General features: G+C 43.0%; 24 protein-coding genes and 3 tRNA genes. 10 read left to right on the top strand and 17 right to left on the bottom strand.

Annotation, left to right across the window (positions count from 1 at the left end; translation table 11 throughout):
• The first annotated feature begins 146 nt into the window (after nt 1-146).
• From KO537_RS00130 to KO537_RS00110, 5 genes are all read left to right on the top strand, one after another.
• Nucleotides 147-1,580 carry a glyceraldehyde-3-phosphate dehydrogenase gene (locus tag KO537_RS00130; protein WP_219233564.1) on the top strand — a complete coding sequence of 478 codons (1,434 nt, stop codon included), beginning with the start codon at nt 147-149 and terminating at the stop codon, nt 1,578-1,580.
• A gap of 363 nt (nt 1,581-1,943) precedes the next feature.
• Nucleotides 1,944-2,019 (top strand) — tRNA-Gly (locus KO537_RS00125).
• Between the two features lie 24 nt (nt 2,020-2,043).
• Nucleotides 2,044-2,117, top strand: a tRNA-Cys gene (locus tag KO537_RS00120).
• Nucleotides 2,118-2,166: 49 nt separating this feature from the next.
• Nucleotides 2,167-2,253: transfer RNA gene (locus tag KO537_RS00115), tRNA-Leu, on the top strand.
• 413 nt (nt 2,254-2,666) lie between these two features.
• Nucleotides 2,667-3,860, top strand: a complete 1,194-nt coding sequence (locus tag KO537_RS00110; protein WP_028759977.1) for an amino acid aminotransferase — start codon at nt 2,667-2,669, stop codon at nt 3,858-3,860.
• A gap of 113 nt (nt 3,861-3,973) precedes the next feature.
• On the opposite strand, the gene KO537_RS00105 is transcribed toward KO537_RS00110, so the two are convergent.
• Entirely contained in the window at nt 3,974-4,894 is a 921-nt protein-coding gene (locus KO537_RS00105) for a YvcK family protein (protein WP_105253119.1), read from the bottom strand.
• A gap of 310 nt (nt 4,895-5,204) precedes the next feature.
• Between KO537_RS00105 and KO537_RS00100 the strand changes: the two genes are divergently transcribed.
• Both KO537_RS00100 and KO537_RS00095 read left to right on the top strand, forming a co-directional pair.
• Nucleotides 5,205-6,017 (top strand): glucosaminidase domain-containing protein, encoded by an 813-nt coding sequence (locus KO537_RS00100; RefSeq protein WP_028759975.1) that lies wholly within the window; start codon nt 5,205-5,207, stop codon nt 6,015-6,017.
• Nucleotides 6,010-6,633, top strand: a complete 624-nt coding sequence (locus KO537_RS00095; protein WP_028759974.1) for a DUF2987 domain-containing protein — start codon at nt 6,010-6,012, stop codon at nt 6,631-6,633. The genes KO537_RS00100 and KO537_RS00095 overlap by 8 nt, the downstream gene beginning before the upstream one ends.
• Nucleotides 6,634-6,816: 183 nt before the next feature.
• Here KO537_RS00095 and ttcA read toward each other — a convergent pair whose 3' ends face one another.
• The 11 genes from ttcA to ccoN form a co-directional block, all read right to left on the bottom strand.
• On the bottom strand, nt 6,817-7,785 hold the full coding sequence (ttcA, locus tag KO537_RS00090) for a tRNA 2-thiocytidine(32) synthetase TtcA (RefSeq protein WP_173244915.1): 969 nt from the start codon (nt 7,783-7,785) through the stop codon (nt 6,817-6,819).
• Between the two features lie 78 nt (nt 7,786-7,863).
• Entirely contained in the window at nt 7,864-8,796 is a 933-nt protein-coding gene (gene uspE / locus KO537_RS00085; protein WP_105252478.1) for a universal stress protein UspE, read from the bottom strand.
• 222 nt (nt 8,797-9,018) lie between these two features.
• Nucleotides 9,019-9,771 (bottom strand): electron transport transcriptional regulator EtrA, encoded by a 753-nt coding sequence (gene etrA / locus KO537_RS00080; RefSeq protein WP_006081599.1) that lies wholly within the window; start codon nt 9,769-9,771, stop codon nt 9,019-9,021.
• A 55-nt stretch (nt 9,772-9,826) separates the two neighbouring features.
• A complete protein-coding gene (locus KO537_RS00075; protein WP_173244912.1) occupies nt 9,827-10,519 on the bottom strand; it encodes a sulfite exporter TauE/SafE family protein in 693 nt (230 codons plus the stop codon).
• On the bottom strand, nt 10,516-10,764 hold the full coding sequence (ccoS, locus tag KO537_RS00070) for a cbb3-type cytochrome oxidase assembly protein CcoS (RefSeq protein WP_173244909.1): 249 nt from the start codon (nt 10,762-10,764) through the stop codon (nt 10,516-10,518). Before ccoS ends, KO537_RS00075 begins: the two co-directional genes overlap by 4 nt.
• Nucleotides 10,765-10,802: 38 nt before the next feature.
• On the bottom strand, nt 10,803-13,202 hold the full coding sequence (locus KO537_RS00065) for a heavy metal translocating P-type ATPase metal-binding domain-containing protein (RefSeq protein ID WP_219233563.1): 2,400 nt from the start codon (nt 13,200-13,202) through the stop codon (nt 10,803-10,805).
• Between the two features lie 22 nt (nt 13,203-13,224).
• Complete coding sequence (locus KO537_RS00060; protein ID WP_105252481.1) at nt 13,225-13,704, bottom strand: FixH family protein; 480 nt, start codon at nt 13,702-13,704, stop codon at nt 13,225-13,227.
• Nucleotides 13,705-13,814: 110 nt separating this feature from the next.
• Entirely contained in the window at nt 13,815-14,783 is a 969-nt protein-coding gene (gene ccoP / locus KO537_RS00055; RefSeq protein ID WP_028759967.1) for a cytochrome-c oxidase, cbb3-type subunit III, read from the bottom strand.
• The gene (locus KO537_RS00050; protein ID WP_028759966.1) at nt 14,783-14,959 is read right to left on the bottom strand and encodes a CcoQ/FixQ family Cbb3-type cytochrome c oxidase assembly chaperone; all 177 of its coding nucleotides are present in this window, start codon (nt 14,957-14,959) and stop codon (nt 14,783-14,785) included. The genes ccoP and KO537_RS00050 overlap by 1 nt, the downstream gene beginning before the upstream one ends.
• A gap of 11 nt (nt 14,960-14,970) precedes the next feature.
• Nucleotides 14,971-15,597, bottom strand: a complete 627-nt coding sequence (gene ccoO / locus KO537_RS00045; protein ID WP_028759965.1) for a cytochrome-c oxidase, cbb3-type subunit II — start codon at nt 15,595-15,597, stop codon at nt 14,971-14,973.
• Between the two features lie 13 nt (nt 15,598-15,610).
• Entirely contained in the window at nt 15,611-17,047 is a 1,437-nt protein-coding gene (gene ccoN, locus KO537_RS00040) for a cytochrome-c oxidase, cbb3-type subunit I (RefSeq protein ID WP_028759964.1), read from the bottom strand.
• A gap of 257 nt (nt 17,048-17,304) precedes the next feature.
• Here ccoN and KO537_RS00035 point away from each other — a divergent pair, with 257 nt between their 5' ends.
• Nucleotides 17,305-17,757 carry a hypothetical protein gene (locus KO537_RS00035; RefSeq protein WP_028759963.1) on the top strand — a complete coding sequence of 151 codons (453 nt, stop codon included), beginning with the start codon at nt 17,305-17,307 and terminating at the stop codon, nt 17,755-17,757.
• A 77-nt stretch (nt 17,758-17,834) separates the two neighbouring features.
• Here KO537_RS00035 and KO537_RS00030 read toward each other — a convergent pair whose 3' ends face one another.
• Nucleotides 17,835-19,406, bottom strand: coding sequence for a DUF3369 domain-containing protein (locus KO537_RS00030; RefSeq protein ID WP_113940482.1), 1,572 nt, complete (start codon nt 19,404-19,406; stop codon nt 17,835-17,837).
• Nucleotides 19,407-19,586: 180 nt separating this feature from the next.
• Between KO537_RS00030 and KO537_RS23060 the strand changes: the two genes are divergently transcribed.
• A complete protein-coding gene (locus tag KO537_RS23060; RefSeq protein WP_081729032.1) occupies nt 19,587-19,805 on the top strand; it encodes a hypothetical protein in 219 nt (72 codons plus the stop codon).
• A 61-nt stretch (nt 19,806-19,866) separates the two neighbouring features.
• Nucleotides 19,867-21,162 carry a site-specific integrase gene (locus tag KO537_RS00025; RefSeq protein WP_219233562.1) on the top strand — a complete coding sequence of 432 codons (1,296 nt, stop codon included), beginning with the start codon at nt 19,867-19,869 and terminating at the stop codon, nt 21,160-21,162.
• Nucleotides 21,163-21,606: 444 nt separating this feature from the next.
• Here the strand turns inward: KO537_RS00025 and KO537_RS00020 are convergent, their stop codons facing one another.
• The 4 genes from KO537_RS00020 to KO537_RS00005 all read right to left on the bottom strand — a co-directional run bounded on the left by KO537_RS00020 (nt 21,607) and on the right by KO537_RS00005 (nt 26,101).
• A complete protein-coding gene (locus KO537_RS00020) occupies nt 21,607-22,176 on the bottom strand; it encodes an SMP-30/gluconolactonase/LRE family protein (RefSeq protein ID WP_251070982.1) in 570 nt (189 codons plus the stop codon).
• A 536-nt stretch (nt 22,177-22,712) separates the two neighbouring features.
• Complete coding sequence (locus KO537_RS00015) at nt 22,713-23,921, bottom strand: deoxyguanosinetriphosphate triphosphohydrolase family protein (RefSeq protein ID WP_219233561.1); 1,209 nt, start codon at nt 23,919-23,921, stop codon at nt 22,713-22,715.
• Nucleotides 23,922-24,066: 145 nt separating this feature from the next.
• Nucleotides 24,067-25,347: a hypothetical protein gene (locus tag KO537_RS00010; protein WP_219233560.1), complete on the bottom strand. Its 1,281-nt coding sequence runs from the start codon at nt 25,345-25,347 to the stop codon at nt 24,067-24,069.
• 127 nt (nt 25,348-25,474) lie between these two features.
• A complete protein-coding gene (locus KO537_RS00005; RefSeq protein WP_219233559.1) occupies nt 25,475-26,101 on the bottom strand; it encodes a restriction endonuclease in 627 nt (208 codons plus the stop codon).
• Nucleotides 26,102-26,228 lie beyond the last annotated feature (127 nt).

Below are 26,228 nucleotides of genomic sequence, written 5' to 3'. Positions count from 1 at the left end.
ACTGGCAACAAAGCGCGACTTTCATTACAATGGCGCCGACCAAAACAGGGTTTTCCCTAAAACCCGCATTAGATTATTGGTCTTTTCGTCATGTTACTCAAACCTTTCAGTACATTTTATTGAAAAGTGAGATAAAGGATCTGTAAATGAGCGCTGATAAACACCTACAAAGTTGGCAAGAACGTTTTGAAATGGCAGAGGCGATGCAGCCTTTGTTAGGCAAGTTGTACCGTAACCAAGGCGTTGAAGTCGTGGTCTATGGCAAGCCGTTACTCAATGCTTCTACGATTGAAATCATTAAAGCGCACCGTTTAGTTCGTCGTCATGTCGGTGAAAAATTACGTTTACGCGAGAGTTTCCCCTTCGTTCAAGCTTTGAGCAAACTCGCAGTTAAACAATGTAAAGTGGATATTGGTAAACTCGCAGTTAATTACTGGCGCGACCATACTGATGTCAGCGAAATTGAAAGCTATATGGCAAAAGAATTGGCCGATGCTATCGACCATGCCGATGATGTCGCGCCGCGTGACGTCGTGCTTTATGGTTTTGGCCGTATCGGTCGCTTATTGGCACGCTTGCTGATTGAACGCACAGGTCGCAGCAATAAGTTAAGGTTACGCGCTATCGTTTTACGTGGCGGTAAGAAAGGCGATTTAGAAAAACGCGCGAGTTTACTGCGTCGTGACTCAGTTCATGGTCCTTTCAATGGCTCTGTTGAAGTTGACGAAGAGCACAACGCCATCATAGCCAACGGCACTTATATCCAAGTGATCTATGCTAATTCACCCGACGAAGTGGATTACACTAAATACGACATCAATGATGCATTGATTGTTGATAATACAGGTATTTGGAAAGATGAAGCGGGTCTTGGTTTACACCTTAAGAGCCCAGGTGCCAGCAAAGTATTACTGACGGCTCCTGCAAAAGGCGCGATTAAGAATATCGTTTACGGTGTGAACGAAGGCGATATTACCCCAGAAGACATTATCGTTTCAGCGGCGAGTTGTACCACCAATGCTATTACGCCAGTACTGAAAGCTGTGAATGATAAATATGGTATCGAGAATGGTCACGTTGAAACGATTCATTCTTATACTAACGATCAAAACCTGATTGATAACTATCATACCGCTGACCGTCGTGGCCGTAGTGCACCATTAAACATGGTGATCACTGAAACGGGTGCAGCAAAAGCGGTTGCTAAAGCTTTACCTGCATTAGCCGGTAAGTTAACAGGTAACGCTATTCGTGTGCCGACGCCTAACGTCTCTATGGCGATCATCAGCATGAACCTGAATGCTGTAACTAGTAAAGATGAGCTTAACGAGTATCTGAAAGATACGGCGCTACAATCACCACTGCAAAATCAAATTGATTACACAGACTCTACTGAGATTGTATCGAGCGATTTAGTGGGTTCTCGCTACGCGGGTGTGGTTGATTCACAAGCGACTATTGCAGAAGGCAAGCGTGCCATTCTTTATGTATGGTATGACAACGAATTTGGTTACAGTTGCCAAGTGGTTGGCGTAATGCAAACTATGTTAGGTTTAACGACGCTATCTCTACCTGCGTAAATTGCCCACGTAGTTTTTGCTTGAGTGATTAATAACTTTGCCTAACCTTTGAATAAAGCGCCCAATAGGGCGCTTTTGTTTTTCTATACTTCTACAATTTTATTGGACTCGACTCCATGATCCCCTGTTTATCTGCCGTGTTTAATTAGCGGTAGCATCGGCATCAGTATCGGTAAAAAGCCTAAATTGATGAATGAAACATCAACTTTACTGAGGTGTGGCGGTTTATTGGGCAAACGATGCGGCTTAGATCATTTTTTAAAAATTGTTGATTGACTCTGAGGTCTAAATCGGTAGAATGCCAATCCGCAGTCAGGGGAAAGCATGCCGAGCATGAGTTCAAATGATTAAGCGCAATGATAGGCGACATTAGCTCAGTTGGTAGAGCGATACCTTGCCAAGGTATAGGTCATCGGTTCGAACCCGATATGTCGCTCCAAATTTTAATAAATTTGGCAGTTTGGGCGCGATGGCAGAATGGCTATGCTGCGGATTGCAAATCCGTCGATCTCGGTTCGACTCCGGGTCGCGCCTCCATAGATTAAAGTATTAATGACACGATTCCCGTCGTTAATATAAAGAGTTTGCCCGAGTGGTGGAATCGGTAGACACAAGGGATTTAAAATCCCTCGCTGGTAACAGCGTGCCAGTTCAAGTCTGGCCTCGGGTACCAAAAACAGAAAAGCCCTGACTGATGTCAGGGCTTTTTTGCTTTATAACTTCTACATCCACATTTTATGATTCTTAATCTAGTATCACTACAGCTATAGTCTAGTATCACTACAGCTATAGATTGGTTAGGCCCAAGCCCACTATTTTACTCATTCAGTATTGCGACTTCTGACCTGTTTCTTTTCTACAATATAAAACTGAGTGATTTTGTGTTCTAGATGTTGTAAATCGCTTTATTCAAGTAGTGTAACTATATTAATGGGAATTATACAATAAAATGTACTTTTTATTGTTGAATCGACAATAGTGTAATAATTTCCCTAAGAAGGGACTTAAGTCGCTATTACCCCCTTAAAGACAGTGGTATAAATAAGCCGAAATTTCCCCTACACGCGCATATTAGGATACGTAGTCATGATTTTCTCTCAAGTATTACTCGCACCCGCTGATCCAATTCTTGGTTTAACCGATACCTTTAAAGCTGATCCGCGTCAGGATAAAGTTAATCTTGGTGTTGGCATTTATAAGGATGAGGCAGGACAGACTCCCGTTCTGGCTTCAGTGAAAAAAGCCGAGGCCATTTTACTTGAGCAAGAGAAGACCAAAAACTACTTAGGCATTGAAGGCGTTCAAGCTTATAACCGTGTAGTACAGACATTGTTGTTTGGCGAAGGCAGTGCATTAATTTCTTCTGGCCGTGCTGCCACAGCGCAAGCTCCTGGTGGTACAGGAGCACTGCGTATTGCTGCTGAGTTTTTACTGCGTAATACCGATTCGCACACGATTTGGGTGAGTAATCCAACATGGGCCAACCATCAGAATATTTTTGAAACGGCGGGTTTAACGGTTAAAGAGTACGGTTATTACAAAGCAGAAGCCCATGACATCGATTTCGATACCATGATGACTGATTTATCTAACGCGAATGCGGGTGATGTCGTGTTGCTACACGGTTGCTGCCATAACCCAACGGGTATCGATTTAACGTTGGCGCAATGGGAACTTGTTGCTCAATTGTGTGCTGATAAGAAACTCGTGCCACTGTTTGACTTTGCTTATCAGGGTTTTGGTGCTGGCATTGAAGAAGATGCGGCAGGTCTGCGTTTAGTAGCGTCTAAAGTGTCTGAGTTGCTGGTCGCTAACTCTTTCTCTAAAAACTTTGGTTTATACAACGAGCGTATTGGCGCCGTGACTGTGGTGGCTGAAGATGCTGATGCTGCCGTACGTGCTTTTAGCCAAGTGAAACGTACCATACGCGCCAACTATTCTAATCCGCCAGCACACGGCGCACTGATCGTCAGCACGATATTAAATGATGCAGCTCTAAAAGCCATGTGGGTGCAGGAAGTCAAAGAAATGCGTGAACGTATCGCCGAAATGCGTACTCTGTTTGTTGATAGCTTAAAGGCTGAGGGTGTGACTCAGGACTTCAGTTTTATTTCTCGCCAAAATGGCATGTTCAGTTTCTCAGGTTTAAACAAAGCCCAAGTGGCACGTTTGAAAGACGAATTCGGTGTCTATATTGTCGGCTCTGGGCGCATTAGCGTTGCAGGCATGACTAAGACGAATATGCCTGTTATCTGTAAAGCCATAGCACAAGTGTTGTAATGGTTATTGCAGCCTTATAGACAGACTAAAGGGACATTCCTTTTAGCTTTACAATATAAAGGACAGCACTTGCTGTCCTTTATTATTTCGATTAAAAGATTAACAGGTAAGCGCTAGCAGGCAAGCGGTTGTTGAGTGAGATCATTGATCCGCAGCAGGGCGCTTAATGCATCTAATAAGTTCGCTTGATCATGTAGATTGGGATTATGGCGGTTCTTCAACGGAAAATAGTTGATCAGTGGCCCTAAACGCGTTTGTTCGCCATGACGTAGCACTTTGTGAATGATAGGCTTGCCAATCACCTGGTGACACCAAGCTATGCGTTGCTCAATGCTAAACCGACCCGCGGGTGAGGCCTCTTCGGCAAGGTTGTCGATAAAGATCACCTGCGCTTTAGTTGCTGCAAGGCTTTTTGCGAACTTAGGTAATAGCAGCGGCGGCATGATACTGGTTAAAAAGCTGCCAGGGCCTAGAATAACTAAATCTGCGTGCCGAACGGCCTCACAGGCTTCAAAGGTGGCATCGACCTGTGGCTCAAGGCAGAGCGCGATAGGCGCCTCATTCATACTGTCGACATTGATCTCCCCAAAGACTTTACTGCCACAGGCTTGCAGGGCCACTAAGTGAGTGGGCTGCTCTGACATGGGAATAAGTTGGGTTTCAATCTTGAGTAAGTTACGGATGAGATTAACTGCCTCTAATGGACGAACGCAGAGTTGATCAAGAGCCAGTAAGATTAAGTTACCTAAATTATGGCCACTAAGTTCAGTGGCACCTTGGAAACGGTATTCAAACAATTGCGAGCCAACGGAAGGACGATTAGCTAAATGGGATAAGCAGTTACGTAAATCCCCCCAAGCAATGCAGTCTTGCTCGGCTCTCAGTCGACCAGTAGAACCGCCATTATCAGTGGTGGCGACAATCCCTGTAAGGCGGTTGCCTAAAAAATCGAGCGAGGATAATACTCGGCCTAAACCATGGCCTCCGCCGATGGCGACGACACGTTCAAATTGATTTAACATCAAATGCTGCATCTGGGTTTTTCCTTCCTGAATACCCGAAAACTTAATGTCATAGCCATCCATTGTCGCTATAAGCGGGATGACTCATGAGCCGTTGTGCAATGGTGATAACGCTAAGGAACCTTAGTATAAATACTCAGTCAAATGCTTGCATCTATAAATGACGGCGTAATAGCAAGCTCGACTCGATAATGGTGCCTCAGGCGTAATATTGTACCTGAGTTCGTGATCATGATGATGGGCAAATTTCGTGAAATCTGACAAATAGCTTATAATCCGGCCTTTATTTGCCCAATAAGGGCGTTACACCTAAGGTGAATGATTGAAAACGGGTAGAATCGGTTCGTTTACATTGGCATTAGCCATGGTCATAGTGGCGATTTTTGCATTACGAGTTTGGATCATTCCTCACTCGAATGACTCATCCGCTATTGCGCCCCAATTCGTTAGCGATGTCGATCCTGTTACGCAAGTCCCTGACTTTTCAGCGATCAGCGACATTACCGAAAAGAAGAAAGCTTTTTTTGATTTCCTGCGGCCGATTGTTCAGCAACAGAATGCCATTATCTTGATGGAGCGTGGCTTTATCAATGAGATGCTTGCCTTAGTCGATAATGGTAAGAGTTTATCTGATACCGAATTAGCGCAAATCAATGCGTTATTCGATAAATACCAATATGCGGCGCGTAACGTAGATGCTAAGTCATTAGCAAGCTTACTTAAACGTGTAGATATCGTGCCGGAATCTATGGTGTTAATTCAAGCCGCGAATGAATCGGGTTGGGGGAGTTCACGTTTTGCCAGAGAAGGTTTTAACTTTTTTGGTGAATGGTGTTTTACTTCTGGCTGCGGCATAGTGCCGTCCTCACGTGGTTCGGGTAAAAGTCATGAGGTAAAAGTGTTTTCATCGGTTGATGAATCGGTTTCATCCTATATGCGTAATTTAAATTCTAATACTGCCTATGCGTTATTTCGCTCTATTCGAGCAGATCTACGTTCACAGGAGCTAGAGCCAACAGCGGATCAATTGATTTACGGTTTAGTGAATTATTCTGAAAGACAAGAAGCTTATATTGATGAGCTGCTTGATATGTTACGTCATAATGAAAAATATTTGGTGAATGTCGATGTATAAAAAACTGTTGTTTAGTAGCCTGTTCTTTTTGGCAACTAGCGCCGCTGCAGAAACTGTATCCCTTGAATATAAAGGCTTTTATGATAGGTTGAAACAAGTCAATAAAGGCGGTTATCAACTCGTGGAAGTGGCTTTTAGTGTTCCAATGCAAAAGAATTGTTTGATCCAAAGTGGTTCTATTTCCAGTGAAAAAACCTCAACGCCACTGACGTATACTGATGCACAGCGATTATTCATTCCCTTAGATGATGATTTAAAAGATCAGCGAGCCTTGGTTAATCTGAATTTCGCTGGCAGCGCTGAGGGATGTGGTATTGCAATGCAAGTGAGAGCAAAACAGACATTAGCCGAGTACGATAAAACGCGCTTACAACAAATCATGACTGAGATGGACACGCTGCTCGGTGCTATGCAAGGCTTCCCGATGCGTTATTTTAGGGAATCCATTACTGGCTTAAACTTTGAATTCTCACCTGAACAAGAAGTCTATGTACGCCTTAATGGCCGTGAAGAAGCGATAAAAGGCAGTTATAAATTAGCCGCTAATGAGCTTGAAAGCATCACCACGCTAAGCTTCAGTGCCCAGCCATTAGTGTTGAGTCCTTGGGTGAAGTAATCATCTTTATATCTTGAATAGGTGTCTTGAGATAAGCGATTCAGAAGCGCTGGCTCAAAGATAAACTTATTCTGTAAGCATAAAAATGCCCACATTAAGTGGGCATTTTGTTGTGCTAATTTATCTTGCTTACTTTCGTTGCGTTAACTTCTCTTACTGATTAGGCGCTAAATTTAGTCTAAGTCAGACTTCGTAAGTGTTAACAATATCAATGCGTTTTGCTGCATCCAAATCGATACGACCGCTATTGGCGATATCAAGAAAATCGAATGCAGGTAGATTGGCTTCAGCAACATCACCACGCATAGGCGCATCTGGGTCACGTGTTAGAGACACAAAGTCGAACTGTTCACGGTCAACACCCTGTGATGGTGCGGTGTTTTGCATGGCGGTGAAAATCGTTTCAATGCGGCCTGGGTATTGTTTATCCCATTGATTTAGCATGTCTTTGACTGCGGCGCGCTTTAAGTTTTCCTGTGAGCCACACAAGTTGCATGGAATGATTGGAAATTCTTTTAAGCTGGCATATTCTTCGAGATCTTTCTCGCGACAATAGGCTAGGGGACGTATGACGATATTAGCGCCATCATCCGACAGCAGCTTTGGCGGCATTGCTTTCATCTTACCGCCAAAGAACATATTTAAGAACAAGGTCTCGATAATGTCATCCCTGTGATGGCCTAGGGCGATTTTAGTGGCGCCGATACGCTGAGCAAAGCCATAAAGCGTGCCGCGGCGCAGGCGAGAGCACAAGGAGCAGGTGGTTTTACCTTCAGGGATTTTGTCTTTCACTATCGAGTAAGTATCTTTCTCGAGGATGTGATAAGGCACATTGAGCTTATCGAGATAGGCAGGCAATACATGTTCAGGGAAGCCTGGTTGCTTCTGATCTAAATTAACCGCAATGATTTCAAACTGAATGGGCGCGCGTTGCTGCAGATTCATCAAAATATCGAGCATGGCGTAGCTGTCTTTACCGCCACTGAGGCAGCACATGATCTTATCGCCATCTTCAATCATATTGTAATCGGCAATCGCGCTGCCCACTTCACGACGAAGCCGCTTCTGTAATTTATTCAGACGGGTAGTTTGTTTTTTTGATAATTCTTCCGGCATAGGATTTACCGTAACTTCAGATATAGCTTCAAGCATAAAAAAGCGCCCAGTAACACAGTTTCAGGGCGCGTATTATTCCAGCTATCTTTGGCGGGGTAAAGAGCCGCGTATTGCTTAGGCTTCTTCTAACGGTGATTTATAACCGTCGGGCTTTATAGCCAATAAATCGCAGTTGATGCTATCGATAACATGTTCAGCGGTATTGCCTATCAGTGCTGCTGAAAATCCGGTACGACCGACAGTCCCTAAGATCACCAATTCAGCATCAAGTTTTTCAGCAAGCTCAGGGATCACATCCTCTGGTAAACCTTCTTTTACATGGCAATGACTTGGATTAATATCATAGGCGCCCGCAAGATAACTCACGCGCTGCTCATGCTGCATGCGAATGGTTTCGTTGTATGACTGGGCATCAAAGTCAGGAAGCTCAATGGCTAGGTTAACTGGCGTGCCGGGATAGCCATTGACTAAATGTACTTCAGCAGAGAACTTTTTCGCCAAATCTTTTGCATGTTCAATAATTTTACCGTTAAGCATTTGATGATCGGTATCTTCGGTTGCCACATTCACAGCACAGAGGATTTTGCCCGCGGCTGGCCAGTCATGGGCTTTCACCATCAACACTGGCACAGGGGCTTTACGCATCAAATGCCAATCAGTTGGAGTGAAGATCACCGCCTTGAGTTTGTCGTGGGCATGGGTGCCTTTAACAATCAAATCGTATTGCCCTGAAATAGCATGATTAATAATGCTTTCAAAGGGGCGATTATGCCAAATGACTTGAGTATCGATATTGAGTTGCAGATGAGTATAAGCGGCGAGTAAGTCTTGGATCCAAGCGAGCCGTTGATCTATGACACCTTGACGCATGGCTTCGCGTTCTTGATTCGACAAAATCGAAGTCATTTCGTAAGAGAAGTCGAAGATAGAAAGAAACACAGTGACTTGAGCGTTGCATTTACTGGCCAAGGCGACCGCTCGTGCAAGGGCAACTTGATTCTCAGTGGTAGGGTCAACCACAACCAGTATTTTTTGATAATCCTTCATGGGAGGTTCCTTTAGTCATAGGCTCAATATCATCATGAGCCTTTGGCAGTGAGCTGTATTGTTCTAGATCAAACTCATTTGAAATTGATTAAAACTCGCTTAAAAATCATGCCTTAATCTGCATGACATGTCTAGCAAGCACAGCTTTTACCATTAAACTGTTATGCTATTGGCGACAATTATTTAGGCTTGACCTCTCACGGTTAATGCTCTTGCGATTGACTATCTCGCGATGCGAGAATTACCCGCTAACAGATTTAGCTCTTGCGAGTCGAGGATAGTGATGTACTTACCCTTAACCTCAATCAAGCCTGACTTTTGGAAGCGTCCAAGTAAGCGGCTGATGGTTTCAACGGTTAAACCGAGATAATTGCCAATGTCACCGCGGGTCATGGTTAAACGGAATTCTTTAGGTGAGAAACCACGGCTGCCGAAACGATTTGCTAAATTGCTGATAAACGCTGCTAGACGTTCTTCGGCATTTTTCTTACTGAGCAGCAGGATCATTTCTTGATCGCTCATGATCTCATTACTCATTAGACGCATGATCTGCTGACGTAACTTAGGCATAGTGCCCGAAAGTTCATCGAGGATATTAAAGGGGATTTCACAAACCATAGAGGTTTCGAGGGCCTGTGCAAAACTCTGATGTAACTGAGCGTGAATACCATCAAAACCAATCACATCACCCGCAAGATGGAAGCCAGTGATCTGCTCATCACCTTGCTCGGTAATAGTGTAACTTTTGATGGTGCCAGAGCGGATCGCAAACAGGGATTTCAACGCATCACCCGATTTAAAAATTTGCTCGCCTTTCTGGATTGGCTTTTTACGCTCAATAATATCATCGAGCTGATCTAGCTCACTTGCATTGAGGGTAAAAGGAATACAAAGGGTACCCATACTGCAATCGTGACAATGGATTGTGCATCCGCTAGCGGCAGGACGACGATTCTTATTTTGTTCAATTGTCATGTTGATTCTCAAGTTTATCCACTGCAACCATGTTAAACCAATTCACTCACTTGGGCTAGTTTAGCTGCGCGAGTGCGATATATAAAGTTTGACCACCAAAGGCGATTAACAGTAAGCCGCTCAATAGTCTAACGGTTTTCTTTTGTACCCATGCAGCAAGGCGTTTTGCCGCCACGCCAGCGCTTAATAGGGCGGGTAAAGTACCCAAGCCAAAGGCTAACATAATCAAGGCGCCTTGGCTGGCAGAGCCAGATGCAACCGACCAAGTTAAGGTGCTATAGACGAGGCCGCAGGGGAGCCAGCCCCAAATGAATCCCGCCATGACTGCTTGGCTCGGATTCTTGATTGGAACAAGGCGCTGCGCTATGGGTTTTAAATATTGCCATAGCCATTGACCTACACGCTCAATTTGCACTATACCAACCCAAATTTTAGCGATGTAAAGTCCTGTGGCGATCATCATTAGTCCGGCAATCATGCGCAGGACAATCAGATAAATATCCAACTCAAATAAGTGACCAAGACCTGCCGACGATGCGCCCACTAAGCCGCCCGCTAAGGTGTAACTTAAAATACGGCCTAAATTGTAACTCAGTAAATATTTAAGCTGATGGGCCAGATGGTTACCTATTTTAGGATGAGGGATTTGGGCGGAAAACGCGCCCACTAAACCGCCACACATACCAAAACAATGTGCAGCTCCCATCAAGCCGACGAGAAAGGCACCGGTGACATTGTACTCAATCACAAAGGCATGCCTTTTTGCTGATTTTTTATCGCTTGCTGCGCTGCGATATCATCATGTTCTGCTGTTGACTGAATGGCGGGGGTGGGTAGATGGCCTGGTTTATCAGTATTTTCATCAAACAATATAGAAACACTTTGACGGTCAAGATCGTCAAATTGCTCAGATTTCACTGCCCAGAAAAATACCATTACCGCAATGGCGACGAAGATCATGGCAATGGGGATAAGCACATAAATAATTTCCATAATGACCTCTTAGTATCTGGTTAAACGTTTTATTATGATCACACTTTTACCCGTAATAATCTCAGGCTATTACCGACCACAATCAAAGAACTCGCCGACATGCCAATCGCGGCAATATAAGGTGCCACATGACCAGTGACGGCTAAAGGCAAGATAAGGGCGTTGTAACCCAGCGCCCACGCTAAATTTTGTTTAATAATTTGCGTGGTCAGTTTAGCGACCGCGACAGCTTGGGTGAAACGGGATAGATGATCGCCCAGTAAAATCAAATCGGCACTGTTTTTGGCAATCGCACTGCCACTACCCATGGCGACCGACAAATCAGCCCCCGCAAGTACTGGCGCATCATTGATGCCATCGCCAAACATCGCCACGCGAGTATGCTGTTGTAATTTCGTTACTAGGGCAAGTTTACCCGCGGGCGTTAATCCGCTGTGCACATCTTCAATTCCCAGCTCTTTGGCTAGTTGATGCACATGTCCGGAGCTATCGCCGCTGGCGATACTAATGCGGCAACCTTGTTGCTTTAATATCTCAATCGTGGCCTTACTGTCTTGACGAATATTGTCTTGGATCTCAAAGCTGGCAAGCACTTCAAGCTGCTCATTGGCTGAGCGTGCTAACCAAATCTTTTGGGTTGGGTCCTGAGTATCGACACGTGCGCCAGTAAATACTGCATTACCAATTAAATAGTCAGTCCCCTCGATACGACCTCGAACACCAAAGCCGACTTCATGGTGAACTTGTTCCGCGACCAAGGCATTATCGGCAAATAGGGTAAATGCTGCCGCAATCGGATGGCGAGAGCCCATTTCCAGCGCTGCAGCAATCGCTAAGGCTTGCGTCTTGGTTAAATCGGCCATGCACTGCGTTTGCCCGATAGAGAGCGTACCACAGGTAAGGGTGCCAGTTTTATCAAAGACCACATGCTTAATCTGCGGCAGTTTTTCAAATACGCCGGCTTTGCGGGTAATGATCCCAAGACGGGTAAAAATGGCGGTTGCACAGGTGACGGCGGTCGGTGTCGCTAGCGCTAAGGCACAAGGACAAGTCGCGACCAGAACCGATAGCGTTACCCAAAAGGCATCCTCTGGGGAAATCTGTTGCCAAACCAAATAGGTGATCGTCGCGATTGTTAGAATCGTACCCGAGAAATAGCGGGATAATTTATCGGCTAATAGGGCTATCGCAGGTTTTGTATTGGATGCCAGTTCCTGCAGTCGAATAATTTCAGCCACGAGTTGGTCTTGCCCCAATGCGGTAACTTTAACTTTTATCGGTTGGTCGACGTTGATAGTACCAGCGTACACTTGCTGATCTTGCTGTTTTTCAATGGGCATTTGCTCACCTGTGAGCATAGCTTCATTGATATTTGTGTGGCCTTCAATCACCACACCATCGGCCGCAACCATTTCCCCTGGTTTCACAAGGATCACATCATTGAGGCGTAACTTTTTGGCCGGAATTTCTTCTTGACCATTTTCGGTGACTAAGTGTGCAGTGAGCGGCACCAATTTATGTAAATTACTGGAGCTGACCGAGGCCTTTTGTCTTGCCTTTTGCTCGAAGTAACGCCCAAGTAACAAAAAGAAAGTAAACATGGATACGGATTCAAAATACACTTCGCCTGTGCCATTCACTGTGGCAAAACAGCTTGCGGTATAGGCACCACCAATGGCAATCGAAACAGACACATCCATATTGAGTTTGCCGCTGAGCAGGGTACGAATGGCACTAAAATAGAAGGGCTGCGCCGAATAAAGCACCACAGGCGTGGCAAAAATCATGCTAACCCAGCGGAAATAGTCCCGATATTGCACGTCTAAATCGGTGAAGTAGCCAGTATAAAGGGCGAGGGCGAACATCATAACTTGCATAGTCGCAAAGCCAGCTAAGCCTAAACGCAGTAAAAATTTGCGACTATTGAGTTTATTGTTGAGCTCTTGTTCGTCAACTTGGTAGGGCGCGGCTTGATAGCCAATACGACTAATTTGTCCGAGAATATCGCTAAGTTTTACCTTGCGTTTATCCCAACTGATCATGGCGCGTTGGGTGGTTGAGTTGACTAGCACTTGGCTCACGCCCGCAAGTTGTTTGACTTTGTGTTCAATTAACCAAGCACAGGCGGCACAGGTGATACCATCGATGGAGAGTGATACTGATTCGACATTGTCCTCAGAATGCACAAAGTCTTGCTGCACTTCGGGCAAGTCATAGGCGCTAAATTGCGTTAATGCTTCGGGGACCAGGGCATTCTGTTTACTGCCAGGCTCAGTGCGGAACTTGTAATAACTGAGTAATCCCGCATCGACAATCGCTTGAGAAACCGCCTGACAGCCAGGGCAACACATCAGTTCATCACGGTCATTAATGCGAGTCACAAACTGCTGGCCCGTCAGAACGGGCTCTTGGCAGTGAAAACAACTTGGATACGTCATAGCGCTACTTATTTAACCACAATCAATTCAGCCAAAGTTGGACGTGATCTTTTAATTCAACGCGTTGGTGAATTCGCCATTTACCGTCGTAACTTTCGAGGCGTACTTCCCAAGGGCCGGTTAGGGTAGTAGGGATGCTAATGCGATACACATTGCTGGCATCGGCCGTCGCAGTGAGTTTCATATCTCTGTCGGCAATGGTTGGATGATAGAACTCGACTTTCAAGGCGGCTTGATATGCAGGTCCCCCTTGCTGCGTCAGTAAAATCTCATTATTGGCTTGATCGAGTGAAAAATTCATGCCTATTTGTTTGGCATACTTCACTTTACTTAAGTCCATATTAATGGCTTTGCCATCTTTGTAGTAATCCTCGGCGACTAAAGAGTCCGAGTTCGTAAGGGCAATTTTTAGCGTGGTAAAACTTGCGACGACGGCACATAAAGGAAGAATAATTAAAAACCAAGGCCAGAACTGCTTATACCAGGCTTGTTGTTCGCTCATGTCAGATACCCATTCAAAAAATTTGCGCCATTTTACCGTTAAAAGACGGTTTTAGCACTTTAAAAAAAAGGCCTCGAAGTCTTCGAGGCCTTAGTGTTACTTATACCTAATTACTTGTTTGACAAGCTATAAACATAAGCTGTAATGACGTGAACTTTCTCTTCACCGAGAACGTCTTTCCACGCTGGCATCACACCTGCGCGACCATGTTTAATGGTCTCTTCGATCATGCCACGGCTACCGCCATATAACCAAACATCGTCAGTTAAGTTAGGAGCACCCATAAACTTGTTGCCTTTAGCGTCCATACCATGACACGCAAAACAACCTTTCATGAATGACCCTTGACCTTGGGCAGCGAGTTTCTCGTCATGCTCACGACCAGACAATTTAACAACGTATTCAGCTAAACCAGCAATCTCGCTATCTTCGATTGGCAAACCACCTTTGGGTGGCATCATGCCATGACGACCTGCCATGATAGTGGTCTTAATCGTGGCTAATTCACCACCATATAACCAGTCACCATCGGTAAGATTAGGGAAGCCTTTGCTACCACGTGCATCAGAACCATGGCACTGAGCACAGTTTTGCAGGAACAAACGGCCACCCACTTTCAACGCTTCTTGGTTTTTCACTAATTCTTCTAGTGGTGTTGCCAAGTAAGCCGCGAAGATTGGGCCATATTTTTCATCAGCGTGTTTTACTTCTTGATCATACTGAACATAAAGACCTTCTTTTGCTGCTAGCTCAATCGCTGCGGCAGAATCGGCTTTAATGCCATGCTCTGTGCCGATACTCTGGTTAGAACTGGTCCAGCCTAATAGGCCTTTATAGTTACCTAAACCAGGAAATAGGGCCAAATAGATCAAACCAAACACGATAGTGATATAGAACATATAACTCCACCATTTTGGCAGTGGGTTATTGAGTTCTTCAATACCGTCGAAACTGTGACCCATGGATTCGCCTTCTTTTACGTCAGTGGTGTTCTTAGAACACACACGCAGTAATAGAAAACAACCCGCGATCACGACTAACGAGAGTACAGTAATCCAAACACTCCAGAAGCTACTCATCACTTATTCTCTCCTGAGTCCTTCGATACCTTGTTGACTTCCTCATCGGAAAACACAAGGTTAGCTGCTTCATCAAATGATTTTTGACGACGCGAGCTATATGCCCAAGCAAATATACCGACGAAGGTCAGCATCACAATGATGGTCAAAATGCCTTGTAATGTGCCGTAATCCATATATTGCCTCCTTATTTGAGTGCGTGACCCAAAGACTGAAGATATGCAATCAAGGCGTCCATTTCTGTCTTACCTGCAACAGCTTGCTGTGCGCCTGCGATTTCTTCATCGGTATAAAGATCATTACCTTTGTAACCACCTTTATGCAGGTTACGTAGGATAGTCATCTTGTCACCCGTTAGTTTGCCGTCTAACTTGTTTTCGGCTAACCATGGGAACCCTGGCATATTCGATTGAGGAACTACAGCACGAGGATCGATTAAGTGAACTTCATGCCATTTATCGCTATAACGACCGCCAACACGTGCAAGATCAGGACCCGTACGCTTAGAACCCCATTGGAATGGATGATCCCAAACTGATTCGCCCGCGACAGAGTAGTGACCATAACGTTCAGTTTCTGCACGTAAAGGACGGATCATCTGGCTGTGACAGTTATAACAACCTTCACGAACATAAATGTCACGACCTTCAATTTGCAGGGCAGTGTATGGCTTTAAACCTTCAACTGGCTCAGTCGTATCTTTTTGAAAAATCAACGGTGTGATTTCAACGAGACTACCGAAGCTGATAGCGATAACGGTAAAAATCGCTAACAAACCGATGTTTTTTTCAACTATCTCATGATTAAATTTCATCGAGTTTGCTCCTTTAAGCCGCTGTTGGTTCAGCCAATGCTGGCAATGAATCTTTAGAGGCTTTCACAGTACGGATCACGTTATATGCCATGATCAGCATACCGGTCAGGAAGAAACAACCGCCAAGGAAACGTACAAAGTAGAAAGGATAAGAAGCTTCCAGACTTTCAACAAAGCTGTAAGTCAAAGTACCGTCAGCATTCACTGCGCGCCACATCAGACCTTGCATTACACCTGAAATCCACATAGAGACGATGTAAAGTACAGTACCAATAGTCGCTAACCAGAAATGGACGTTAATTAACTTGATGCTGTACATACGGCCGTGACCGAACAATACAGGGATCAAGTGATACAGAGAACCGATTGACACCATTGCAACCCAGCCTAGCGCGCCGGAGTGAACGTGACCGATAGTCCAGTCTGTATAGTGTGATAATGCGTTAACTGTCTTAATTGCCATCATAGGGCCTTCGAAGGTAGACATACCGTAGAAAGACAGAGAAACAACTAAGAAACGTAACACAGGGTCAGTACGCAGTTTATGCCAAGCGCCAGACAAGGTCATGATACCGTTAATCATACCGCCCCAAGAAGGTGCGAATAGGATCAGTGACATCACCATACCTAAAGACTGAGTCCAGTCAGGTAAAGCTGTGTAATGTAAGTGGTGAGGACCAGCCCAGATATACAGTGCGATCAGTGCCCAAAAGTGGACAATAGAAAGACGGTAAGAGTACACAGGACGACCTGCTTGCTTAGGTACGAAGTAATACATCATCCCCAAGAAGCCTGCGGTTAATAAGAAACCTACAGCGTTGTGACCATACCACCACTGCACCATAGCATCGACAGCGCCGCTATACAGAGAGTATGACTTGAACAGACTGACTGGTACTGCCATAGAGTTAACTATGTGAAGTACGGCAACGGTAATAATAAAGGCACCAAAGAACCAGTTCGCCACATAAATATGCGAAGTTGTTCGTTTGATAATAGTACCGAAGAACACGATAGCGTAGGACACCCAAACGATAGTAATTGCGATATCGATAGGCCATTCTAATTCAGCGTATTCTTTTCCTTGGGTGAAACCCATTGGTAAAGAGATAGCTGCTGACAGAATGATGGCTTGCCATCCCCAAAACGTAAATGCGGCTAACTTAGGTGCAAATAGTCGGGTTTGACAGGTGCGTTGTACGACATAATAGGATGTTGCAAAAAGGGCTGATGTACCGAACGCGAAGATCACCGCATTGGTGTGTAATGGTCGCAAGCGACTATACGTTAACCAAGGAGTGTCAAAGTTCAGCTGAGGCCAGATTAACTGAGCCGCAATTAATACGCCGACTGACATACCAACAATACCCCACAAAACTGTGGTTAAGGCAAATTGGCGGACAATGGCGTAATTGTAATCAGCGCCTGTTGGCTGGGAATGGTTCATCATAATGCTTCCACTGCTTATTACTTTTACTTTTAGTAAAGACAAGCTTTACCTGTTATAAATGACATAAAACTCAGCCTCCCTATTAAGGTTGCTGAGTGATGTCAATGCGTTACCCTGCATATTTTTGCTCAAATATGAGGTTTCGCAATGATACTTGAGCCATATCAAAAAAGATACCAAAGAAGGGGTGTGGAAAGTTGATCTAGATCAACCTACGCCATAGAATGTTAACATATTGCATCATAAGGTTAATCTTTGTGCTAACTCGTCTGAGTCCCTATTTATTTATTGCATTATTTAGCTTCAATCTCACAGCTTGTAAGGAAGATGCAAAGCAAGTCACACTTAAAAGCAGTCTTGATCCTTCACTTTGCCAATTTTCTAAGGGGGATTGTGTTAAAAAAGTTGGGGATGTTGAGCTCACTTTTCGCTTGTCACCAGGTAGTGCACCAAGCGAAAAGCCATTGACATTACAGTTGTTATCTTCCATGCCAATTTCTAATGTGCAAATCCGCTTAGAAGGAAGAGACATGTTTATGGGTGTTATTCCTGTAAATGTGAAGCAAACTGACAAAATGACTTATATCGGTCAGTTAGTCTACGGTTCTTGTAGTAGTGGCTACATGGTTTGGCGTGGCTTTGTTAGTTTTAGCGTTAATGGTGAAACTAAAACGGCTGTTTTTGATTTTCTCGCAGATGACAATGGTTAAAACTGCCTTGATATATCTTTGAAAGTGCTTGATATGGCTTTCTAAACATCAAGACCATCAACTGGGCATATTACAGATTAGTGATCCTTCCAGTTTTCTTTTACTTTGACAAAAATGTCTACATTTTCAATAAAGAGCTGTAATAAGTGAGGATCAAAGTGTGTTGCCGCCCCTTTACGCATTTCAGCTAAAACCTCTTCTAAAGGCCAAGCTGTTTTATAACAGCGGGCATGGGAAAGGGCATCAAACACATCTGCGATTGCCACAATCCGCGAGAAAATGTGAATTTCGTCTTGTTTTAGATTTGCAGGATAACCAGAACCATCATATTTTTCATGATGTTGCAGTGCAATAATTGATGCGGCCTTTAGTATTGGTCTCTCAGAATTTGCAAGAATTTGATGGCCAATCATAGGGTGCTGACGCATAACTTTCCATTCTTCGTCATCTAATTTGCCGGGTTTAAGTAGGACAGCATCGGGGATCGCAATTTTACCAATGTCATGCATTGGTGAGGCACGGCGCAGTAAATCGGCTTCGTATTCACTTAAACCGGCGAGTAATGCTAATTGAGAACAATACTCCGCCATACGTTTCACATGATTGGCAGCTTCTTTCGAGCGGCTTTCAACAACATCACCTAAACGTAAAATAAGCTCTGATTGTGTATCTTCCACCTCCTGATTGAGCAGCAAATTTTCAAAAGCTATGCCCACGTTGATGGCAAAAATATCAATGAGTTTCTTATCAAGATCATCAATTCTATCAATACCATCCATATAAAGTAGATTGATTAAACCGCCTTTGGTGGGAAAGTAACCGATAAAACAATTGTCTTCATAAAGGCACCGCTGTTGGGTGAGCGCACTGCGCAGTAGACGATCAATATGTTCAGGTAGTTGCGTAATGTGGGATTTATTCGCAAATTGGCCAGTACCTGCAAGGATTTCTATATTGACAGGTTCAACATGACCACTAATTGCATCAATCGCATTACAAGTCAGCAGTAGCGTTTCTGAATCGAGATTAAGTAGAGTGGCCACTTGAGTCAGTAGCCCATCGGCGAATTTATGTAGGGTGCGCAGTTCAAATAATCCTGAGGTGGCTTCTAGTACTCTTTCTAAGCCCTTACGGTGATTTATTTGGGTGCGCCTTGCTTGCTCGATTTCCATGATATCGCGATAAGAGCGAAGGGCTGAGTAGACGCTAGTCATCAGTTTACGGGAATCCAGTTCAGCTTTTGCTTTGTAATCATTGATATCGTAATTGACGATAACGTCTTCTTCAGGTGCTTGCCCTGGCTGGCCTGTACGTAAGATCAATCGAGTGGTTTTATTCAATAATTCTTCACGGATCCACTTTACTAGTTCTAACCCCGCATGGTCACTTTCCATGACAACATCAATAAAGGCAATGGCGATGTCATGTTCTTGATTGAGTAATTCTTTTGCTTGTTCGGCACTATAAGCATTAATAAAGGTGAGGGCACGGCCATCAAGTTTAAAGCGGGAGAGGGCAAGCTTAGTGACGGTATGAACATCAGGTTCATCATCGACCACTAATACCTTCCAAGGAATACCAGACTCTGTTGTCTCGGTAGACTTTTTACCGGAAAAAAGAGGGTTTTTCTTTGCAAGATCAATCAGCATCCGATACCTCATTCAAGTAAAAATAATGATCACATAATCAGTGTAGTAGACACATTTCAAAGCGGTGCAAAATCTTGCATAAAATAGCGAGGTGAGTGGCAATCCTTAAATTACATTGTTGATAACGATTCTCATTTGTGTATTCTGTTACTATCAAACAATGATAGGGAGGGAAAGGGCATGACTAATCGAATTAACTTATCAATTTCAGCGCATAAATTGGCACAGCTAATACATGATGGACACATCTGCGCATCTGACTTCACGTGCTTAGATAGCCAATCGAAACAGCAAGTGTGGCAGCTATGCTTGATCTGCTGCAAAAAGCGTATTACTTGTCAGCAATGTTCATTTTCAAGTTGCACTAAAAATCTGACATATCTTGATGCCGATAAATAACATTATCGGCATTTGCGTTTAAGTATTATCATACAAGAAACTCTTATAATTCAGATGTAATATGCAACTTCCTCCAGTAATCCCGTTATTTGACTCATTTGAATTCATACAAGTTGGCAATAGTATTGTTAACCAATATATCACCCAAATTAGCATGAAAAAGGTGGTTGATGCGGGCTTAGTCATCGAGCATGCCAGTGATTGGCTATTTGAGCAAAAGCATAACGAAAACAACTATAAAGCTTATCGCAGTGAACTCACTACGTTTCTGCTTTGGTGTTTTGATGTGGTTTCAATGTCTCCCATTCAAGTTACGCGCAAAGATATGAGTCGTTACGTTGATTATTGCCAAGCACCGCCGATAGCACTGATCGGTTATTTTAATGTGCCACAGTTTAAGTACGATAAACTGCATGATGAACGGGTTCCAAACTCGCAATGGCGACCATTTGTCGGCAAAAAACAACTCGGGCAAATCCAGCCTTATGTGTTAAGCGATAATGCGTTAAAAACAAAAATGGCCATTTTGTCTTCGTTTTATTCGTATCTGACAAGTGAAGAATATTGTGAGCGGAATCCTGCTCAAATCTGGCTTAATCACAGTCGATTTGCAGCAAACAGGCAATATCAGCGTCAAAGTCATGAAGATGAAAATAGTCTCGCATTCACTGAATTACAGTGGTCATATATTATGGCGACCGTTACTGGACTAGCAGAAGAATTTCCTGAGTTACATCAAAGAAGTTTATTCCTCATTACATTGATTTATTGCTGTTATTTACGCGTTTCAGATGTGTCTGCACGTGCGGGTTATTCGCCGGTGATGAACCAGTTTAAACGTAATCAGCAAACGGGCATCTGGAGTTTTCATATTCCGTTGAGTAAAGGTGGTAAAAGACGCAGCGTTGCGATTTCAAAAGCTTTGCTCGATGCGTTAGTCAAATATCGTCAGTTTTTAGGATTAACGGATTATCCAGGACCAAACGAAAATCATCCTTTGTTTGTACGGCACAAAGCTGCTGGACGCGGCCGAGATGTTGGTATCCTCAATGCCAATCTAGGCATTCGTCATGTTCGCGACGAAATTCAAAAAATAATTAATCTGGCTGCAGAACGTATAGAAATCGATGGCTTTACACAAGATGCGGCGCAGATGCGCAAACTAACTGCCCACAATATTCGTCACACTGGCATTACGCACGATATCAATATCAACCGCAGACCGTTATCCCATGTACAAGCCGACGCTGGCCACGAAAGTATCGACACTACATCGCAATATTTGCACACTAGCCAAATTGAACGTCATGAAAGTGCGTTCAACAAACCAATCGATCATTTGAAAGGTATAGAGTGATTAGATACAAGGCTGCGCACAATGTATATTATGTTAAATATTCTCTATATTGCTTGAAATCGTCGTATTTTTATTGTGTTCGTGGCCACTCAGAATGAGATTTCGCGGCAGACTGAGATTTGCTTTTTTTCCGCCGAAATTTTCTGGGCCATCTTACCTGCTCTTATTTGTGCATTGGTACGATTAACTAAGTTTGTTGCTTGGGGACTAGATGATGGTTTGTTGCTATTTGCTGGTAAATGGAAAATGCAGTTTTTGTGACGCGTCGCTACGTGAATTCTTTAGAGTGTTGGCTGGCAAAGCCCTCTATTATTCATGTAGCAGCGCGTTCTTTTTGACTGGTATCAATACTGACAATCTTCATAGGTCAATTGCAGACTGATGGCGTTCAAGTAAATATCTTGGAAATTTCGGCTAAATGACTTTGCAGTCCGTATATGCCGACTAACTGATAAATACATCGCCTGCCTGGGACTCATTTGATAATTGTTCAGCACTTAAGGAATGCTTTGCGCTGGTGATGATGAGCCAGTCCATGTTTGGCCCACCGATGGCAATACTGGTTAGATTGGTGACGGGTAATGTTAGTGTAAGATCGACTTTACCGTTGGGACGATAACGCACCACTTGGCCGCCACCCCATTGGGCGTTCCAAATATATCCAGCGGCATCGACTTCAGAACCATCAGGGAAAATCATTTTCTCTGTTGTGACAAATGAACGCTTATTGCTGACTGATGCCGTGTTTGGATCAAAATTATATTGAAAGATTTCATGTTTTGGTGAGTCGGCATGGTACATAGTCAGTCCATCTGGATTCCAGCAGAGTCCATTTGAAATGCTGATGTTCTCGCACACTTTTAAGCATTGGCCTTGATGAACTATGCAGTAAAGTGCCGCATCACAACTTGAATAAGGGCTATTTTCAACCATAGTACCGGCCCTGAAGCGCCCTTGCCTTCGGCCGTCGTTAAATCTATTATTCGTTAGCTGTGATTCTGGCGTAGCAGCCATTGTGCTTCTTTAGTTTTTAAATGGTATAAAGCTACACCAAAGTCAAACGCGACAATCAGTTGCTCTGCATTTTGTGTCAGACCAAATGAACCTACTCGGTACGGCATGGCAATATTTCGAAGGCTTTGAGATCTCAGCAGCTTCAATGTAAGTCCACCAAATGGATTGGGTTTTGTCGTCCCAAAGCACGCCTTCCCCAAGAATATTACTAACTGGAATGGTCATCAGTAGTTACCATCCCAACGGATTTGCCAATACCATCAATATTGTTCATAAATATTACTCATTTTGTGTGTTGAGGTGTCCTTTGATACCGCAATGACCAACGTAAGTACGCCTTTAACATTGAAAGATGTATTCCTGAAATTTTAAGCTGTAGCTTTGCCCTCCCGATATCATTGATTAATAAAAATAATATCGAACAAATGATGCATTGCTGGTGTATAATGCTTATTTCGAGTAAATCACCACTAGCCAAATTAACATCATCACGAACTTTCTGATAATCTGTTTCTAACGCTTTTTATAAATCAACTTTATTTGAAGTAAAACCTATCAGCACTGCCCTTACCGAAGTATTTTTCATACTCCTGTGCGGCATAAGAATCCATCATTCCTGAAATATAGTCAGTAACTAGACGAGTCTTACAATCATTGATTGAGCGCAATTCTGGCGGTAACAAAATATTATCTTTGTTATATTTTTTATCAGAATATACCTCAAATAGACCACGAATGATCTGCTCTCCACGGCGCTCATATAGCTGGATATCTTTCTTTCGAAGAATTGCTTTAAACAACAGTTTTTTGAGCCCCTCAGCTAATTTAGCATGTTGTTTGTAACCTAAACAACCATCTACTAAACCAATATCTGAGCATAGAATATTAACTATGATTGAAGTTAGCTCTTTCTTTAGAACAATTGCATACTCTTCAGATGTTCCACTTCGACTAGCTTTCATTGCGACATTCTGGGCATCTTTAGAAATTTGAGCCATGGTTGGATATGCATCCTTAAACTTGTCGCTAATACTAAACTCATGAACTATTTCACCTAAGCTGATCATGCCGAAACTAAGCGCATCTTCTAAATCATGCGCGGCATAAGCAATTTCGTCCGCTAAGTCCATTATTTCTGCATCAATACTCTTGGTAACCAAGATTCCTTTACTATCTAGTTCAATTTTTAGGAAGTCATAGTCATTATCATATAAGAATTTTTTGTTATTCTGCTGCTTATTGAAGAAGTATTTAGTTATAGCCATGAGAGTACGTACATTTAGGTTTAGCCCAGGATACGCATAATGCTTTTTCTCTAATGTACGTAAAATTCGGAATGCCTGAGCATTTCCTTCATAACCACCACACCCCGAACTTAAATCATTAAGTACCACTTCACCATAATGTCCAAAAGGTGGGTTACCAATATCGTGTGCAAGTGATGCTGTTTCGGTTACAACTGTATGCTTTAGGTCTAAATCAAAAGCTATAGATCGGGCTATTTGTGCCACTTCTAGGCTATGTGTGAGACGATTTCGATTAAACTTATTAGCGTCAACACCAAGTAGCTGCATCTTGCCTTGTAGCCGTCTAAAGGATGAGGAATATAGAACTCTTGCATAATCGCGCATTAGGTCTTGACGATTCTCTGAACGACCATCATCGTGATCGTGAATTCTATATTCCAACTTAGAGATTATGTTCTCTTGCCTTATTGCATATTCAATAACTTCACTATCGTACATATTTTTCTCTCATTAATATTTGATCAACTGATCTTGGACTATATCGCCGAATAGCGGAAACTCAACCTGTTGGTAGCCGTCCTGTACTGAGCCGCATGCAGGGTGGTGTGGAGGCTAGATACCTTCGCCACCCGATTAAAATGCGTTACTTTTTATCTACGACCGACTTTAATAACTCGAAAATTGCCTTATTTGAAACTTGTTCTTCGACCTTTTCCTGCATTTTGTTTAAGCCAAAAAATTGCTTGGTTAGTTCCTCTTTAACTTTGTTCCTTGTCTCCTCTGGAAGTTTTTCCAGATAAGGGTCTAGCGATGCCAGTTCCAGCTCTGCTCTTCTGTTATGATTTTCTAAAGCTCTATGCTTTGCAGATTCTTTAGCAGCATATGCTGCTGGTATAGCAAGAACAAAAGCAGCACCAACTCTAAACAGAGCCAACTTCCAATCAAACCCATTAGTCGCAGAAATGAAGATGGTAATGCCAATAATTAAAACCATGCCAATCATTAGACCAAGAGCAATCCTACGCCAGTTGTCAGCAGCTTTTTTTTCATTATTTGCAATATTCTGATAGTTTCCGGTTATCCCAATATTTCCTATTATTTGAAGCAAATTGGAGGCTTCTGCTCTCTTATCTTCTAATTCTCTCAAGACAGAATCGGCTGCTGTTTTTTGGCTATTAAGCTGTTGCTTATGTTGTTCTTTATGCTCAGAAACAATTTTTATTATGTTCTCTTGGTTTGCCTCAATGTTTTCTTCCAGCTTAGAATCAAAGGCTTCTGAATAATCTTCGTACCGTTTATTAAATTCGTCGGTCTTTGAATCTAACTGCGAAATATATTTCTTCTCAGCCTCTTCAAATCGTTCATTAAAATTACCAATCGAATCTGAAACTTCACGATCATAACTCTCTATTTCTTTGACAAGACCATCTAGCTTTTCTTGTTGGTCAATAGAGTTTTTAGATATCTTATCAACAGAATCGACAAGATCATCTTTTGCCTTTTTCATTTCACTAAATGATTTTTCAGCAAGAGCCTTGAAATCAAGAAGTGACTTAGTGAAAGATTGCTCAGTAATGGCTGGTTTAACGATAGGCAAAGCATTAATCTGAGCCATCAAATTATCGATGTGTGCAGAGGTATTATTTAGATGGCCCACATTCGAATTTGATATATAGGAATTCAACTCAGAGGTAATACTGGATATGTAACTATTCGCCTTACTGAGATGAGTGTGATTAACTAATGCTGGAATCACATTGCTCAGGCAGTTCTCTACGTAGGATGCTACCTGCTTTATCCTATCGATAATCTCAAAAACGTTGAGATCTTCTGTCACAAGAGAGTCATCAGTTAGTCTATCAACTAGATTTTCGATACTTGCATGGATAGCATGATCACTAAATTGGTCATCCCATTGTGACATATATACTCCTATTTACGGTTTTAATCTAACGCCCCAAGCACGGGCAATCACACGTAGGCTAAAATATGGAACGAAGTGACGGGAACCTACGTGTTATAGTCCCGCTGACTTAGTTTGTTAAAAGCACTTATACACGGAATATTTCTGACAACTGTTTTTTGACTTTTTCTTTTGAGTCACCAATAACTAATAAAATTTTCTGATTATCAGAGATCTGATTGTGTTCTTGTATAAGTTCCTTAGTTCTTTGTGTCACACCGGAAGACACTACTAAGATACCCGTTTTACCAGAAGCTAATATCGTATTCAGGAAGTTACGAGCCGTACCAAGTCCAAGTAACTTGCGATACATCTTAACTTCAACAATTACTTCCTTCCCTTGATGATTGACTATGAAGTCATACTCATTTGAATCTGATTTGTGAGGCACGCCTAGCTCAGTCAGCACTTCACCGACCATTTTTTCATATTCAAATGCAGTAGCAGACATTGAGCCGCCAAGGTGATTAATTATGACGTCTCCGGATATGATATCAGCTTCTGTTTCTTTATCTCTATTCAACTTACCTACAAGACTTGTCGCACCAACGACTGATATAATTGCTCCCAATCCAGAAAGTAACCATGAAATAATCGGCACCCAATTAAAATGCTTTTCAACTGGCATGCTGGGAAGCCTATAGCTAGCTCTAAGTTTATTAATTGAAATCAATAGCGATTCTCTTTTTTCTAGCGGAATAAATTTATTACCCATAAATCGCTCTTGTACTTGTAGTGGCACACTAATTTTGGCCACCTAAATAGAGGTGATATTATTACCTCGTAGATGACTTTAGGTGAAAACATGAGATCGACAACCAGAAAAACATTTAGTGCTGAAT

This window comes from Shewanella sp. NKUCC01_JLK (assembly GCF_019345615.1).
GTDB lineage: Bacteria > Pseudomonadota > Gammaproteobacteria > Enterobacterales > Shewanellaceae > Shewanella > Shewanella oncorhynchi.
This window is presented reverse-complemented; position numbering and strand designations above follow the sequence as displayed.